The sequence below is a fragment of the Spirosoma pollinicola genome, assembly GCF_002831565.1.
Taxonomy (GTDB): domain Bacteria; phylum Bacteroidota; class Bacteroidia; order Cytophagales; family Spirosomataceae; genus Spirosoma; species Spirosoma pollinicola.
In genome coordinates this window covers 7,092,114-7,108,627 of the sequence record NZ_CP025096.1, presented here as the reverse complement: position 1 = coordinate 7,108,627, position 16,514 = coordinate 7,092,114, and the positions used below count along the sequence as shown (strand labels likewise).

The following is a 16,514-nucleotide window of genomic DNA, read 5'->3' as shown; positions in this document are numbered from 1 at the left end:
TTGACACATGAAAAATTTAGTTGCCCTTTTGGCTTTCCTTTTTGCAACGGTATCGTTGGTACAAGCGCAGGACAAAGCACCCGCAAGTCCTAAAGTAACTGTCGAAAGCCCAGACAAGAACATTAAAGTAGTTTATGGCCAGCCTTCCAAGAAAGGTCGGGTTATTTTTGGTGCCGATGCATCAAACAGCCTCGAGAAATATGGTAAAGTATGGCGGACAGGTGCCAACAACGCAACCGAAGTGACATTTAAGAGCGACGTTATGTTTGGCGGTAAGATGGTGAAAGCGGGTACATACACGCTGTTTACTATTCCCGGCGAAAAAGAGTGGAGCGTTATTCTGAACAGCACACTGGGTCAGTGGGGTGCTTATGACTACGAAAAAATTAAAGGTACAGACGTTGCAATGGTGAAAGTGCCAGTTTCGATGAACAAAACACCTCTCGAAAAATTAACGATCACCCCCGCAAACAGCAGCATTTCAATTGCCTGGGACAATATGGCGATTTCGGTGCCTGTGATGAAACACGGCTGAGAAAAGGGGTAAGCTCCTTTATCTAATTTACGGATTTACAAACAACAAAACCTGGCCTTCGTGGCTGGGTTTTGTTGTTTATAATAGGCTGTGAAGTAGCGTATTATTACTTAATAGTGGACATTCTCACACATGATTTGGTACAGGTGTTAACTAAATTGGCCGTACACGAATTAAAATGAGTATAAGTAGTTAACAAACAAACGTTTATCGCGTTATTTGTGAAACGCTCTAACCGATACTCGATGATGAAACGCTACTTGCTGTACGTACTACTCGGACTCGCCGTACTACCTGCCTGTGGCCAGGGTATTACGGACTACTATCGGTTGCCGGAGCGGAGTCATCAATACGACCGTTTGCTCACAAAATATGGTGGGCCTGCTATAAAAAGCCGCTGGTATGTGGCGCTGGATGGATTTGTAAGAACAGACCGCGCCAAACTCGATAATTCAATTGATGGATTGCTGAAGACCGACCTGGTGGGTAAGTTAGGTTGGGGTGCCGTAATTGGCTGGTCGTATCGCGAACGATGGGCCATAGAAGGCGGATACGCCCGAATGCCCATTCATACGCAGGTATCAGTAACGAATGCCAGCTCTCCCCTTGTGTTTCGGTACAGCACATCGCCAAGTGCGTTCGGTCTTCGTGGAAAGCGTCTTATTGTGTCCACCAGTAAACCCTGGTTGCGTTCGGGATTCTGGTTAACCGGAGGCATGTGGCTCGTGCCAAACAGTGGACAGCAGGCAGGTCAATTCTCGTTATTAGGCTATCGGTATAGTGGCCGTCGGGAGACCCCCGATACGCTTCGCCTGACCAGCGATACACAGGTGAATGGCAGTGTTACTACCCTCGCTGAGCTGGGTGCTGAATACAATATAAAGCTGAGTAACTCAATAGATCTGGGTTTTTCTGTCCGTAAATTCTGGGGCCTGGGCAATGCACTGACCACAAACGTGACGTATGCGGTCAATTACCCTAACTCGCCAAATGGCAACGTTGCTGCTGTTGGGAGCCGGACATCGGTCGAGAGGGCGCAACTGGTTGGCGATGGCAGCGGTATGAGTTATGGCTTTACTGTACGTTATACGTATGCCATTCGCCGGCATTTGAACAACGCCCTTGAGGTGCGGGGGAAAACGCCACACATTCGTTGATATCACGGCATCCAGACTGTTTGGTAGTCTTCAACAAATTGCTTGAACGTACGCGGAAGACGTCCAAGCACTTGCTCTGTTTCGTGTGTGAGGGTAGCTGCTTTACCTAGTTTCGATAAGGTGTAGAGTGCTACCATAACTAGGACAAACCCCAGAGGCAAGTGCTCCTTTTTCCATTTCTGCCAGACAAACCTCAATATAGATGGGTTTCGGTATGTGATTTTTCGACCCAATATGTCTGTCAATATCTGCGCTATTTCAGCGTATGTAAGGGCTTCTGAGCCCGTTAGTTCATAACTCCGAAACATGAACTCGCTTGTTTGGCTTGTTAGGGCCAGAGCAGCAACCTCGCCAATATCCCGAGCATCAATAAAGCTGGTTCGACCCTTTCCTGCCGGTACAAAGATTTCGTTTCGAAGCCGTATCTCATCGCGGTGGGTTGTGCTTAAATTCTGCATGAAAAAGCTCGGCCGTAAAAACGTGAACGGTATATTCGCGTCAACAATCAACTGCTCAATTTTGTGGTGAGGTGTGACTGGGTTGTTCTCTGCGCCCTGAAGCGATAAAAAGACAACTTGCCTTATACCAGCCCGTTGCATCGCGTCAACAAATGGTTTAAAAATCGTATCTACGTCGGCCAGTTGAGGTGGCCGGACAAGAAGAACCCGGCTAATACCTTTCAGAATTTCATCGAATCGGGATGGATTTTCAAAATCGAAGTAAACAGATTCATCTGGTTGTATTCCTGAGTTGTTAATCCATTTTTCTGGATCACGCTGTCCTGAAACAATACTAAATTGCTTTCTATCAGGAGATTGTTCTAACGACCGTAAGGTTTCCTGTCCAATATTTCCGCTAGCGCCTGTAAGTAAAATGCGTTCAACCGCTTTTGCTGCCATGAATAGTTGTTAATCGATAAGGATAAACCTAGAATTTTATCTTTTAGAGTAGCGGCCCCTGCCGGGTTGGCATAGACAAATAACTAAAATTATAGCTACTAATGAATCGTTTAATCTGGCACTTGCTCTTTTTTAGTTTGATGGCTGTTCAAAGCACGTTTGCTGATGTTCGTATGCCAAACGTTTTTGGTTCACACATGGTCTTGCAACGCCGGAAACCCGTGCCTGTGTGGGGCTGGGCCGATGCGGGCGAGAAAGTTACTGTGACCCTGAACAAACAGATCAAGACGGTTAAGGCGGGAAAAGATGGCAAATGGCGTATTACACTCGACGCAATGGAAGCTGGCGGGCCTTACCAGATGCTGGTTCAGGGAAAGAAAAACACCCTTACATTCGATGACGTTCTGGCGGGCGAAGTATGGATCTGCTCCGGACAATCGAATATGGAGTGGCCACTTTCCGCAGCTGCCAACGCCAAAACCGAAATTCCTACGGCCAACTTTCCCAACATCCGTCAACTTTTGGTAAAGAAAGACCTGAGCCTTACACCCAAAGATAACATTGACGGAAGTTGGAGTGTATGCACCCCAGAAACAGCCCCTCAGTTTACGGCTGTTGGGTATTTCTTCGCAAAGCAGTTACAGAAAGAACTGAACGTACCTATCGGCCTGATTAACACCTCGTGGGGGGGCACGCATTCCGAAACCTGGACCAGCCGTGAGGCTATGAACCAGAATGACGAACTCAAGCTGGTTGCGGCTAAACTACCCGCTACAGATGAGGAGGTGCTTAAGAGTGGGGCCGCCCGTACGCAGGCGCTGATGAAGGAACAACAGGGCGGTTTGCCAACAGCCGCCGAGGAGCAAGCCTGGGGTGGAGCCAATTTGGATGATACGAATTGGAAATCCATGAATATGCCCGGCGATTGGGAATGGAGTGGGTTGCCAACCTTAGATGGCGTTGTCTGGTTTCGGCAGGAGATCATGATTCCCGAAGGTAGCAACCTACAGAAAATGACACTAAACATTGAGTCCATTGCTGATAGTGATTCGACTTTTATAAATGGGCAGATGGTGGGAAGTATAAAAGGCGGGCGGCCTCGTGCCTATGCTGTGCCCGATGGATTGCTGAAGCCGGGTCGTAATGTGATTGCCATACGCGTTGCAGACAATGGTGGTAGCGGTGGAATAATGGGACGCCCGGAACAATTCAAGCTCGCGGGCGACGGACTTAGTATTCCACTGGCCGGAAAATGGAAATACCGGGTTGCCAGTGTTTTTGAATCGTCTTATAAGCCAGGGCCTAATACCTATGCGACCCAGTTATTCAACGCCATGCTGAATCCACTGATACCTTACGCGATTGAAGGGGCCATCTGGTATCAGGGGGAATCGAACGCGGGCCGGGCCTATCAGTACCGGAAAACCTTTCCGCTCATGATTCAGGACTGGCGTCAACATTGGGGATACGATTTTCCATTCCTGTTTGTTCAGCTAGCCAGTTTCAACGCATCTAACGGCGACAGCAGGCATGGTAGTGGCTGGGCTGAACTGCGGGAAGCACAAACCATGACGCTCCAGTTGCCAAACACGGGCATGGCTGTCACGTCAGATATTGGGGAGCGAACGGATATTCACCCAAAAAATAAGCTGGACGTTGGTAATCGCTTAGCCGCCGAAGCCATGCGCGTTGCCTATCATCAACCTGGTGAGGAGGGTAGTGACGTGTCTCGCGGGCCAATGCTGGATAAAATGACCGTTGAGGGTAACAAGGCAGTGTTGACGTTCCGCAACGGAGGGAGCGGCCTACTGGTGAAGGACAAATACGGGTATCTGAAAGGCTTTGAAATAGCCGGAGCCGACAAGAAATTCTATTACGCGAAGGCTGCTATTCAGGGCAACAGTATTGTTGTTCAAGCCGATTCTGTAACAATACCCGTAGCTGTTCGCTATGGCTGGGCCGACGATAATGGCGACGTGAATTTATATAATAAGGAAAACTTCCCGGCGGTTCCCTTCCGCACCGACACCTGGAAAGGCATAACAGAAGCGGCTAAGTTTGAAGAGCACTAACCGGGATTTTTTCAAGATTTAAAGGATTAAACAAGATTATCGACTATAGCTCTTCGAGCTATTAGGATAGGGTATTGTTGATGCCAAATAATCTAGTTTAATCCTCTAATCTTTGAATTGTTTTACGCAGATTGTAATTGTGCAATAATCGTGTTTAATCTTTTAAATCTTGATAAAATCCCGGTCAAGGTTTACTTTTCTCCTGTCTCCGCATCGGCATGCTGTCAATGATTCTGAACAGGTCTTTTACGTCGATTGGCTTTTTGTATGTTTGCTTGACACCACCATCTTTTCCGATTAGCCAGGCCGAAAATTCGTCGGAAGGATTGAGTTTGAAGTCGTGCATCAAAAACTGACGATCCGGCTCCATCAACAGCGAGGATAGGAGAACGATTACATCCAGATCACGCTCGTCGAGTCCCGCTTTTTCTTCGTTCAACGCTTCCTGCTGTTGAATGCTATAATGCTGGGCATCGTCGCGGGTGTATAGTAAGAGCACGCGCCGATGGTCTTTCTTTTCGGTTAATATCGCTTTGAGCGATTTTTGCTGATTCGCTACACTTTCCATAGTAAGGGCAAATCCCATTAGCAGGATTGTCAAGGGTATCAACCAATAGTATCGCATAGTGTTTGTCCTTTTGCGGCTTTCCAGCCTCAAATTTGTCTTTCAAGCTGGCAGCTTTCCAGCCGCCTTACTCATAAATCTTCCTCACGTTCCAGCATCAGAATTGATGCTTGCTGCACAATGACATACTGTTCACCTTCGTATTGTAATTCAATGGCGCTTCGTTGTAAGTACAGGGCAATGTCGCCTTCCTGCGCCTGAAGCGGCATATACTTTACGTTCTCGGTGGTTTCTTTCCAGGGCTCATCTTCCGATGGCGAGGGGATAGGGTAACCCGGTCCCACTTTAATAACGTAACCCGATTGAACTTGTTCTTTTTCCTGAACCGTTGGGGGTAAATACAAGCCACTATTCGTACGGTCTGATGCGTCTTTGGGTTTAATTAACACCCGGTCGCCCACAACAATCAGGCGTTTCAGTTTATTATCGGCAGTAATTCCAAGCATATGTGTAAGGAGTCGTAAACATCGATTTTGAACCCAAAGGAGCATAAGCTGTTCGGGCTATTTTTATCAGTCAAAAATCAGGCGAGTTTTATGGATAGGCCAAAATGTCACAGCGTCGCTACGGAACAGGATCATAGCCGTGCCCGCCCCAGGGATGGCATCGGCCAATACGTTTTAAGCCCAACCAGCCACCCTTGAGGGCACCATGTTTTCGAATAGCGTCGACTGTATATTGCGAACAGGTTGGCGTATAACGGCAGGCATTTGGAAAGTAAGGTGACACAATGGCCTGATACACCTTAACAAGTCCGATTAAAATTGATTTCATCATAAACCGCTAAACATTAAAACGACCAAAAACTTTCCCGCAATCTGTATCTTTGCCCAATATCGGTAATCGGTTTTGGGCTTATCAGTCAGCGGGCCATCGCTACGGCGAACCATCACAACGGCGGACCGTCGCTCTGGCGAACCGTCGTAAACCTATAACCATAAACCTGAAACTTATTTAATTCTATGCTTCAATACGTTATTTGGGAAGTTAATCCCGAAATTTTTCACGTTGGCTCATTCTCGGTGCGTTGGTATGGGTTATTGTTCGCACTGGGTTTTTTGATAGGGATGCAAATCATGGGCTACGTTTTCAAGAAGGAAGATAAGCCCCTTGCTGACACCGATACCTTGCTGATCTATATGGTCGTATCCACCATACTTGGTGCCCGGTTTGGTCATTTTTTGTTTTACGAACCAGATGTTCTCCTGCATCATCCACTTACCGTTATTACTCCGCCCTTCGCGGGATTAGCCAGCCACGGAGCCATTATCGGCATTTTGACAGGACTGTGGTTGTACTCCCGACGGAAAGAAAGTATTCGCACAAATCAGACCTTTTTGTGGGTAACTGATCGCATCGCGATTGTGGTAGCGCTGGCGGGTTCCTGTATCCGTTTCGGCAACCTGATGAACTCCGAAATTGTTGGCCGCCCAACAGATGTCCCCTGGGCGTTTGTGTTCATGAATAATACAGAATACGCCAAAATTCCCCGCCACCCGGCGCAATTGTATGAGTCCATTTCCTGCCTGATCCTGTTTTTTATCCTGCTGTGGTTCTGGAATCGCACAAAAGAACGGACGCCCCGTGGCAGTATGCTGGGGATTTTCATGATCTGGATTTTTGGCTTGCGATTTTTCTACGAATACCTGAAAGAAAATCAGGTAGCATTCGAGGATAGTCTGCCCCTGAACGTGGGACAAATTCTGAGCATTCCGGCCGTGCTGATGGGTATTTATTTCCTGGTACGCAGCTACCGGACGCCCACTGTTTTACCGGTATCTGAGGAGCCAAGAACGATTAAGTCGTAGCCTGTATCGTTCGGGTGGATAGGTGTAAATGTATAGCCAAATAGGTACAGAAATTCTGTGTCGATCTGGTTTACACCCCTACCCATCTGTGAGAAACGGGAATGTCATTCATAAAAAGACGGGAACACAGAAAATGCTGTATTTTTGAGGATATCTTACCTCAATTTTACACTTCATTCTGTGAGTTCGTCTTTTTTTATGCCACGTCAATACCTGTCAGCTTTCCTGATAGGTTTAATCGCTTGCAATGTATCGGCTCAGGTCCCCGGCCGACAAATGCATTGGTCTGCTGATGGAAACGCATTAGCCACCGTTGAGCAGGGAGAAGTAGTAAAGACCGATATTCGCGCGGGTCGAAAAACGGTTCTTTTGGCTAAAGACAAACTGCATCGGCCCGGTAGTGAACAGCCAATGCCCGTTGCCGATTTTGCCTTCACCGCCGATAGTGCGACCGTTCTAATCTTTACAAATACGGCCCGCGTTTGGCGGTATAACACCAAAGGCGATTATTACCTGATTAATCGGGCAAGTGGTCAGGCCCGGCAAGTTGGTCTGTCTGGTAAACGCCCGTCGCAATCGCTGATGTATGCCAAATTGTCGCCAGATGGGCGCACGGTAGGCTATGTTAGCGAACATAACCTGTTTATCGAAGAGGTAGCAACCGGCAAAACGACCCAACTCACGACCGATGGTACCCGGAAACGCATCAATGGTACGTTCGACTGGGTGTATGAAGAAGAATTCGGTTGCCGGGATGGCTTTCGGTGGAGTCCCGATAACAAGCAAATTGCGTATTGGCAGGTAGACGCTACCAATATCCGCGATTACCTGATGCTGAACACAACAGATTCTGCTTATTCGCACGTGGTGCCGGTTGAGTACCCCAAAGTAGGCGAAAGCCCATCGCCAACGCGCATCGGGGTTGTGTCTGTAACGGGTGGCCCGAATGCCATACCACCAACAACCTGGCTGAACATTCCCGGCGATTCGCAGCAACATTACCTCACTCGTCTGGAGTGGCTTCCTGCTGGGGGAAGTGTGATTGTACAGCAATTGAACCGGAAGCAAAATGAAAGTAAACTGTTTATTTGCAACCCAGCCAGCCAATCGGCAAACCTTGTTTATACAGAAACGGATAAAGGCTGGATCGATATTAAAGCACGCTGGAGCCGCGACGATCCAAGTGGCTGGGAGTGGCTGGAAAGGGGAAAGTCCTTTGTATGGGTGTCTGAAAAAGACGGCTGGCGGCACTTGTACCGCATTACTACCGATGGTAAAAAAGAAACTCTTCTGACGCCTGGGGATTACGATATTGCTACAATCAGTCAAATCAACGAGGCTACCACTCAGATTTACTTCATTGCGTCGCCCGATAATACAAACCAACGGTATCTGTACCGAACCAGCCTGGACGGTAAAGGGAAGGCTGAGCGCGTAACGCCCACCGGGCAGGCAGGAACCCACGGGTACACGATTTCGCCCAATGGCCGGTTTGCTCAGCACACCTTCACAAACTACCAAACACCCCCGGCACGTGAGTGGATAAGCCTGCCTGACCATAAAGCGGTCAACGAAACAGAGAGTATTGCGGCCAAAATCAAGCCCGCTACCAAATCGAACGTCAACTTTTTTAAACTCACCACCGACGATGGGGTAACACTCGATGGCTGGATGGCCAAACCGACGGATTTCGACAGTACCAAAAAATACCCGATTGTCTTTTATGTGTATGGCGAACCGGCAGGAAGCACCGTAAATGATGATTTTTCTATCGGTCAGAATCGACTGTTTCAAGGCGACATGGCTAAGGCTGGCTATATCTATGTCGCCCTCGACAACCGGGGAACGCCCAACCTGAAAGGAGCCGCCTGGCGGAAGTCGATCTACCGGCAAATTGGCCGGATCAATATCCGCGATCAGGCAATGGGTGCGCGTAAATTATTCGCACAACACAGCTACATAGACACCAGCCGCGTGGCTGTTTGGGGATGGAGCGGGGGAGGCTCCACAACCCTGCATCTATTGTTTCAATACCCGGACATCTATAAAACGGGGATTTCTATTGCCGCCGTGGGTAATCAGCTCTTTTACGACAATATTTATCAGGAACGGTATATGGGTCTTCCTCAGGAAAATCGGGAGGATTTTGTTGCCGGCTCGCCCATTACGTATGCGAAAAATCTGCGCGGCAACCTGCTCTATATTCACGGCACCGGCGATGACAATGTGCATTACGACAATGCCGAGGTACTTATCAACGAATTGATAAAGAACAACAAACAGTTTCAGGTGATGCCCTACCCGAACCGCTCGCATGGTATCAGCGAGGGACCGGGAACCTCCCAGCACCTGCAAACACTGTATACGAATTACCTGCTTAAATACTGCCCACCCGGCCCACGTTAATCACTCGATTAATCCATGAATCGACTCTTGTTCCTCATTTTGCTGCTGACATTGCCCGTTTGGGCAAAAGCGCAGAAAACTCATTTTACGCACGATGATACCCTTCGCGGGTCTATCACACCCGAACGTGCCTGGTGGGATCTGGCGTATTATCACCTGAACGTTCGGGTACAGCCCAGGGATAGTACCTTAAGCGGCTCAACTTTAATCAGGTATCGGGTGTTGAAACCCGGTCAAATACTTCAGGTAGATTTACAGCGCCCGTTGCGCGTTGTTCGGGTAGAGCAGGACGGCCAATCGCTTGCCGTTCGGCAGGACGGCAACGCCTATTTTGTTACCCTAACGAAACCGCAGAAAACGGGTCAGACGGAGTCTGTAACGGTACAATATGCTGGTAAACCCCGAGTTGCAAAACGCCCGCCCTGGGATGGCGGCCTTGTCTGGTCGCATGATAAATCGGGAAACTGGTTTATTGCTACGGCTTGTCAGGGACTGGGTGCCAGCGCGTGGTGGCCCTGCAAAGACCATATGTACGATGAGCCTGATTCCATGGCGATCAGCGTTACCGTTCCCGAAGACCTGATGGATGTCTCGAATGGTCGACTCCGTAAAGTAACCAACAACCCCGACCACACCCGCACCTTCGACTGGTATGTGGTCAATCCTATTAACAACTACGGGGTCAATTTGAATATTGGCCACTATGAACACTGGTCAGAAACCTATCAGGGAGAAAAAGGCCCTCTCGCGTTAAATTATTACGCACTCGCTGTCCATGCCGATTCGGCCCGAATGCAGTTTAAGCAAGTACCTAAGATGATGAAAGCGTTTGAGCATTGGTTTGGTCCATATCCATTTTATGAAGATGGCTATAAACTGGTCGAGACTCCTTACCTCGGCATGGAACACCAGAGTTCGGTGACCTATGGAAATCACTTTCGGAATGGATATCTGGGCCGCGATCTTTCTCGCACAGGCTGGGGATTGCTCTGGGATTTTATTATCGTTCACGAGTCGGGGCATGAGTGGTTTGCCAACAATATTACCTATAAAGACGTAGCCGACATGTGGATTCACGAGAGTTTTACCAACTATTCGGAATGCCTGTTTACGGAGTATTATTATGGAAAAGAAGCTGGTGCTCAGTATGTAATTGGTTGTCGTGCTAATATCAGAAATGATATACCCATCATTGGTGTATATAACGTAAACCACGAAGGGTCGGGGGATATGTATTACAAAGGCGGTAATATGTTGCACACGATCCGGCAACTGGTAGGCGACGACGAAAAATGGAGACAGGTTTTGCGCGGATTGAATAAAACCTTCTATCACCAGACAGTGACGACTAATCAGATTGAGCAATACATGAGTCAGCAAACGGGGCTCAATTTAATGCCTGTATTTGATCAATATCTGCGTACGAATAAGATTCCTATACTCGAATATCGTCCAGTAATGGGTGGGTTTCAGTATCGCTGGGCCAACTCTGTGTCAGGTTTCGATATGCCTGTTCGGGTATGTGCGGGCGCATCGGGACCTTATTTTCAGGTACAGCCCACGGCAGAATGGAAAACACTAACCGTAAAAAACGAGACCACGCTCACGGTCGACGCTAACTATTATGTACTTACTAAATTGGTAGAGTGATGTAAAGAACTGTTGACTATAACAGTCAATTGTAGATATCCTTGACGTTTAATAAAAGGTTTTTAACCACAGAGGCACAAAGAGCACAGAGGTTTAATGGGGTAAAAAGTACCCTTTCAAATCTCTGTGCTCTTTGTGCCTCTGTGGTTAAAAACCTTTTATTAAATGTCGAAAATAAATAGCTACATGTGTGCTATAATTTATGCACGTATTCAAGTTTGATAACAGTAGGTGAAACAGAGTATTACGAACAGAAGCTTAACTGAGTATGCTGAATCTGCCTAAAGAGAAGGGTTCGATCATAACGTTTAATCAAAAGATTAACACTAATGTGAATAGAAAATGTAACTTTCTGACAGTTAATTGTCCAATCCCATCCTTAGTTTCACAACGACCATGCGTACAAATCTAAACCTGCTTTGGGCCGGATTGCTGCCAGCTCTATTATTCACCGGCTGCGGAGGAAAGAAAGAAGAAGAGAAAAAAGATGAAGAGTCAGTATCGGTTATGGGCGCTGCCAGTGCCATGAAAGAGATGGCCGCTCAAGCCGAAGAAATGCAGAAAAAAGGTCCCGTATCTACCGTTGATTTTCGGTCGTTGAAAGAACTCCTGCCTGCCGATGCGGATGGCCTGACGCGGAAAGAAGCAACTGGTGAAAAAAATGGAGCCGCTGGTTTCTCAATCTCCACCGCAACTGGTAAATATGGGAACACCGACGACACCGAAACTATTGAGATGTCTATCGTGGATGGAGGTGGCTCGGCTATGATGATGGGATTAGCCGCCTGGTCGATGATGGAAGTGGATAAAGAAACCGAAAATGGTTACGAGAAAACCAGCACTATTGGTGATAATAAATCGTACGAAAAATACGATAACAAAGAAAAAGACGGCGAAATTGCTATGCTGATAAACAAGCGTTTTCTCGTAACGGTAAAAGGTAGGGGCGTAAGCATGGACAAAATGAAAGCGGCCCTGAACGATGTTGATCTGGATAAGTTAGGCGACTTAAAGTAAAAAACGATACAAAGAAAAGAGGTTGGTTAACAGGACTTACAAGTTTGGTTAACCAACCTCTTTTAGGTAACAAAACTCTTACTCGAACTGGGTATATAATACCTTCCTGTCAACTTTATCAGGTAATGGACCTTGCCGAGTCAACTTCATTTTAGCTAAAGCTGCGCCTGCATGGGCACAGTTGCCGGGTGCATAGCCATCCAGATAGGCGGTCAGGAAGCCAGCCCAGTACGCATCTCCCGCGCCGGTAACATCGACAACATCGATTTTTCTGCCCGGAATGCGCGACTGTTTTGAGCCGCCATCATACGAAACCAAACTACCATTCGGGCCAAGTGTCAGGCAGATCATGGCTGCACCCATTTGATGGAAATCTTCCAATATCCGTTCGGGTGTTTGGGTTCCGCCATAAAGCCGCTCGGCATCATCTTCACTGATTTTTACCAAAGCTCCAGCCGAACAATAGTCGCTGATAACACGCCAGGCCTGATCGCGGTCTGGCCATATACTTGGGGCGTAATTGGTATCGATCGTAACCTGACAGCCAGCAGCCCGAGCCCGTTTAGCCGCATCGACAATCGTATCCTGCGCCGGTTGTCGACTAAGCGCAAAGCAGGTCGTATGAAACAACTGAGTTTGCGCTAATAGTGAGTCGGGAAGTTGTTCGGGTTTAAGGAGACAATCGGCATGGCGGTAGGCAACAAAATCGGGTGTTCCTGCCGTACGGGAAACCAGAACAATACTTGTCGGTTCCTGCGAGTCGGCTGTAATGAACTGGATGTCGACACCCGATTCTTCAATCTGACGTGTTAAGTAGGTGCCAATGTTGTCATTACCAACGCAGGCCACCAGGGCCGTTGGATTACCTAACCGGGCCATATTGGTTGCCATATTCGCAGGACTACCTCCCTGATACCGACGAAAATCCTGCGCGTCGAGTAAGCTATGTGAAACATGGTGGCCAATCAAATCGGCTAATAGTTCGCCAACGGAAAGGAGAGCGTAGGGGCGGGGTGAATTTGTCATATAAATGAATTACGACCGCGCGGGCGATCTCGTTACGATGTACGAATTACGTTTTTTTCGACGTGAGCAAAAAACGTAACGAAGCCGCCCGCGCAGTCGTGCACAGTAAATTCAGGTTAATTTCAGCCAAACTCAACTGGAATCGTATCTTCTTCGGCCCTCGGTTTGATTTCTTTAACCAGGAAGCAGGAGGCAGCTGCCAACAGCAGACAAATACCGGCTAACACAAGCGCGTTGCGCGGATCATCGCCCAGAATGGGTTTGTAAAAAAGGGGTACGGTGAGCATACCGATAAATTGTGGCACACAGATAAATCCATTGAAAATGCCCATATAAACACCCATACGTTCTTTGGGAACCGCACTTGCCAACATCAGATAAGGCATCGACATGATAGATCCCCAGGCAAACCCAATAATCGTCATACCGATGAGGTAGATCATTTTATCATTGGAGGTAAGGGTCAGAAAGAAGCCCATTGCCCCAATCGTGAGGAATACGGCATGGGTAGCGCGGGCACTACCGAGAGCTTTGGCAATACGTGGAATAAAGAATGAAATAACGGCGCAGGAGATGCTGAACATAGCAAAGCAAAGTCCGCCCCATTTAGTGCCTTCTTCAAACCCAACTTTATTCGAAACCGCGTCGGGCGCGTTGAACGCATATTTTGCCACTGCCAATGACAGATATTGCCACATAAGTGGCAACCCATACCAGGTGAAAAATTTGACCCACCAGAGCTGTTTCATAACAGTAGGCATGGCCGAGAGTGAAGCTAGTATCTCTTTGAAAATAGGAAGTCTAAGGAGTAAGTAGCCGCCTGCAAATACACCCACACCCCACAGTGAACCTGTTACTAAACCGCCAATTCGCGCGGCAAAAAAGAAAGCCAGAACTGCACCGCCCAGGGTTAACGCCAGATGCCAGAACGAAATCGACTTTTTTTCTTCGTCCGTAAAAACATGCTGGTCTTTATAACTGTCGTTGACGGGTGGGTATTCTTTTGTTGTGCGGATTGTCCAGAACACCGAGATCAGAATAGAAGCAGCTCCAATATAAAACGGATAACGCACCGAGTTGGGAATACCATTCGACAGTTGGTCATCTGACATCACCATCGAAACGCCCACAATAGGTAGCAGATACGGCATTAGATTGGCTAAGGTTTGCCCAAAACCGACCATAAATGATTGTATGGCAAAGCCGGTAGGTCGTTGTTTGTCGTTAAGCATATCGCCCACAAAAGCCCGGAAAGGTTCCATGGCTGAATTCAACCCGGCATCGAGCATCCACATCAAGCCTGCTGCCATCCAAACGTAAGATGAATTGGGCATGAATATCATGGCAATACTACCTAACAAAGCCCCGGCCAGAATAAATGGCTTTCGTCGGCCCCAGCGTGGCGACCAGCTCTTATCCGAAATAGCACCAATAATTGGCTGGAGCAATAGTCCTGTTAATGGCCCCGCGAGCCAAAGACCCGGAATGGAAGCTTCGTCAGCGCCCAGGTAGCGATAAATAGGACTCATATTGGCCTGTTGTAGACCAAAACCGTATTGAATACCCAAAAATCCGAAACTCATATTCCAGATCTGCCAGAAACTCAAGCTGGGTTTAGCCGTGCCCGTAGATTTCTGTATGCTTCCTGTTTGCATGGATTGGCGTATATTTAAATAGTTATCATAGGTGTTGCTTAAAAGCTAACAATAATACGTACTCGTTTGCAGGATACGGAGATATACTTGTCTTATTTTTTTGAAAAGGCGTACTTTTGAGCATGATTCCGAAACGGTGGCCGCTCTTATTTCCGGTAATAACGGTAGTCCTTTTATCGTCTTTTTCCGTTTTTGCGTCTGCTCCAGCCGACTCGGCTCAGAAAGTTATTGTCCGGTCCATTACGCTCAAAGGAAACTACCGCACCCGCGACCGGATCATCCTTCGGGAAATGACCCTGCACATGGGCGACTCCGTTCAACTGGCCGATTTGCCAGGCCGTATAGCCTGGGATCAGCGGAATATCAATAATACGACCTTATTCGTTACGGTCGATGTGGCCACCGAGATCACGCCCGCTGTTGATGCCAAAACCCTAGCCCAACTCGATCTGACTATACTCATGAAGGAGCGCTGGTACGTTATCGCGTATCCCGTTTTTGATCTGGCCGACCGAAATTTTAACGAGTGGTGGTATGACAGGGGTCGAGATTTTAGTCGGGTTATTTATGGTGGCCGCCTTAGTTATCGCAACGTCACCGGTAACAACGACCGAGTTCAGGTAGTCGTTGAACGTGGGTTTCAGCAACGAACGGTGCTGTCCTATTCAAAGCCTTACATTGATCTGGCGCAGAAAATTGGCCTTCGTGTTGATTTGGCCTATACAACCAATAAGGAAATACCTTACCGGACACAGTTTGATAAGTGGGTTTATGTGAAGTCGGATGAGGTGCTTCGTGAGCGGGCTTATGCCGCCGTGATATTGACCCACCGACGCGGACTCTATCATTACCATACGCTCGATACGCGCTATATCCGCAACACCATTGCCGATACGATTGCCAAACTGAACCCTGATTACTTTTTAGATGGCCGCACAAGTCAGCAATACCTGACGATGAGCTATGCCTATCGCTACGACCGGCGTGATAATATTGTGTATCCACTACAGGGTACGTTACTGGCGGGGGCGGTGGGCGTGTCGGGGCTATTGCCGCATGACAACTTTCATTTTCTGGATCTGTCGGCATCGGCCACCCGGTATTGGGCCCTGGGTGGGCGGTTTTATTTTGCCGGAAACGTACGCGCCCGCGCTACCTGGCCCACTCGTCAGCCCTACTATAACCTGCGTGGATTAGGTAATGCTATTGACATGGTTCGGGGGTATGAACTCTATGTAGTGGATGGGCAACGAACATTTATTTTTCGTAATAGCCTGCGTTATCAGCTTTTCAATGTTCGAAAACAGCTTAACTGGCTTCATGTCCGTCAATTTAACACCGTGCCTATTGCGGCCTACCTAACGGCCTTTGGTGATGCTGGTTATGTAAGCAGTACAGTCGCTGAACAGTATCAGAGTAAGCTGGCGAATCGCTTACTTATGGGTACAGGCATGAGCCTGGACGTAGTGAGTTTTTATAATCTTGTAATGCGTTTCAGCGGGACTGTCAACGCCCAGGGTAATGTGGGCTTTTTCTTCAATCTGGCCCAGGAACTGTAATCAAGCCGCTCATCAATTCCCCTGCACAATTTACCTCGCAGGTCACCAATCATCCTAACCCGGTTCGTAGGGATTCAGGCTTTCACGTACATTTGACGCGTCAAT

At 47.9% G+C, this 16,514-nt stretch carries 14 protein-coding genes; 8 read left to right on the top strand and 6 right to left on the bottom strand.

The features are described 5' to 3' along the window. Positions 1–7 precede the first annotated feature (7 nt). Positions 8–535, top strand: coding sequence for a DUF2911 domain-containing protein (locus tag CWM47_RS29935; RefSeq protein ID WP_100992246.1), 528 nt, complete (start codon positions 8–10; stop codon positions 533–535). 245 nt (positions 536–780) lie between these two features. Then, positions 781–1,692, top strand: a complete 912-nt coding sequence (locus tag CWM47_RS29930) for a hypothetical protein (protein ID WP_100992245.1) — start codon at positions 781–783, stop codon at positions 1,690–1,692. 2 nt (positions 1,693–1,694) lie between these two features. Here the strand turns inward: CWM47_RS29930 and CWM47_RS29925 are convergent, their stop codons facing one another. Then, positions 1,695–2,591, bottom strand: a complete 897-nt coding sequence (locus CWM47_RS29925) for an SDR family oxidoreductase (protein WP_100992244.1) — start codon at positions 2,589–2,591, stop codon at positions 1,695–1,697. Between the two features lie 101 nt (positions 2,592–2,692). Between CWM47_RS29925 and CWM47_RS29920 the strand changes: the two genes are divergently transcribed. Further along, positions 2,693–4,663, top strand: a complete 1,971-nt coding sequence (locus CWM47_RS29920) for a sialate O-acetylesterase (protein ID WP_100992243.1) — start codon at positions 2,693–2,695, stop codon at positions 4,661–4,663. 184 nt (positions 4,664–4,847) lie between these two features. On the opposite strand, the gene CWM47_RS29915 is transcribed toward CWM47_RS29920, so the two are convergent. From CWM47_RS29915 to yidD, 3 genes are all read right to left on the bottom strand, one after another. Beyond that, positions 4,848–5,249 (bottom strand): DUF4174 domain-containing protein, encoded by a 402-nt coding sequence (locus CWM47_RS29915; protein WP_240625522.1) that lies wholly within the window; start codon positions 5,247–5,249, stop codon positions 4,848–4,850. 110 nt (positions 5,250–5,359) lie between these two features. Next, a complete protein-coding gene (locus tag CWM47_RS29910) occupies positions 5,360–5,734 on the bottom strand; it encodes a co-chaperone GroES (RefSeq protein ID WP_100992241.1) in 375 nt (124 codons plus the stop codon). Positions 5,735–5,852: 118 nt separating this feature from the next. Beyond that, positions 5,853–6,062, bottom strand: a complete 210-nt coding sequence (yidD, locus tag CWM47_RS29905) for a membrane protein insertion efficiency factor YidD (protein WP_100994122.1) — start codon at positions 6,060–6,062, stop codon at positions 5,853–5,855. A 188-nt stretch (positions 6,063–6,250) separates the two neighbouring features. Here yidD and lgt point away from each other — a divergent pair, with 188 nt between their 5' ends. The 4 genes from lgt to CWM47_RS29885 all read left to right on the top strand — a co-directional run bounded on the left by lgt (position 6,251) and on the right by CWM47_RS29885 (position 12,169). After that, positions 6,251–7,096 carry a prolipoprotein diacylglyceryl transferase gene (lgt, locus tag CWM47_RS29900; RefSeq protein WP_100992240.1) on the top strand — a complete coding sequence of 282 codons (846 nt, stop codon included), beginning with the start codon at positions 6,251–6,253 and terminating at the stop codon, positions 7,094–7,096. Between the two features lie 276 nt (positions 7,097–7,372). Continuing rightward, positions 7,373–9,502, top strand: coding sequence for a S9 family peptidase (locus CWM47_RS29895; protein WP_100994121.1), 2,130 nt, complete (start codon positions 7,373–7,375; stop codon positions 9,500–9,502). Between the two features lie 15 nt (positions 9,503–9,517). Then, positions 9,518–11,152, top strand: coding sequence for a M1 family metallopeptidase (locus CWM47_RS29890; RefSeq protein WP_100992239.1), 1,635 nt, complete (start codon positions 9,518–9,520; stop codon positions 11,150–11,152). Between the two features lie 396 nt (positions 11,153–11,548). Continuing rightward, on the top strand, positions 11,549–12,169 hold the full coding sequence (locus tag CWM47_RS29885) for a transposase (protein WP_100992238.1): 621 nt from the start codon (positions 11,549–11,551) through the stop codon (positions 12,167–12,169). A 78-nt stretch (positions 12,170–12,247) separates the two neighbouring features. Here CWM47_RS29885 and CWM47_RS29880 read toward each other — a convergent pair whose 3' ends face one another. Next, the gene (locus CWM47_RS29880) at positions 12,248–13,195 is read right to left on the bottom strand and encodes a carbohydrate kinase family protein (protein WP_100992237.1); all 948 of its coding nucleotides are present in this window, start codon (positions 13,193–13,195) and stop codon (positions 12,248–12,250) included. A gap of 122 nt (positions 13,196–13,317) precedes the next feature. Next, positions 13,318–14,850, bottom strand: a complete 1,533-nt coding sequence (locus CWM47_RS29875) for an MFS transporter (protein WP_100992236.1) — start codon at positions 14,848–14,850, stop codon at positions 13,318–13,320. Positions 14,851–14,972: 122 nt separating this feature from the next. Between CWM47_RS29875 and CWM47_RS29870 the strand changes: the two genes are divergently transcribed. Next, positions 14,973–16,409 carry a BamA/TamA family outer membrane protein gene (locus CWM47_RS29870; RefSeq protein WP_100992235.1) on the top strand — a complete coding sequence of 479 codons (1,437 nt, stop codon included), beginning with the start codon at positions 14,973–14,975 and terminating at the stop codon, positions 16,407–16,409. Positions 16,410–16,514: the final 105 nt, after the last annotated feature.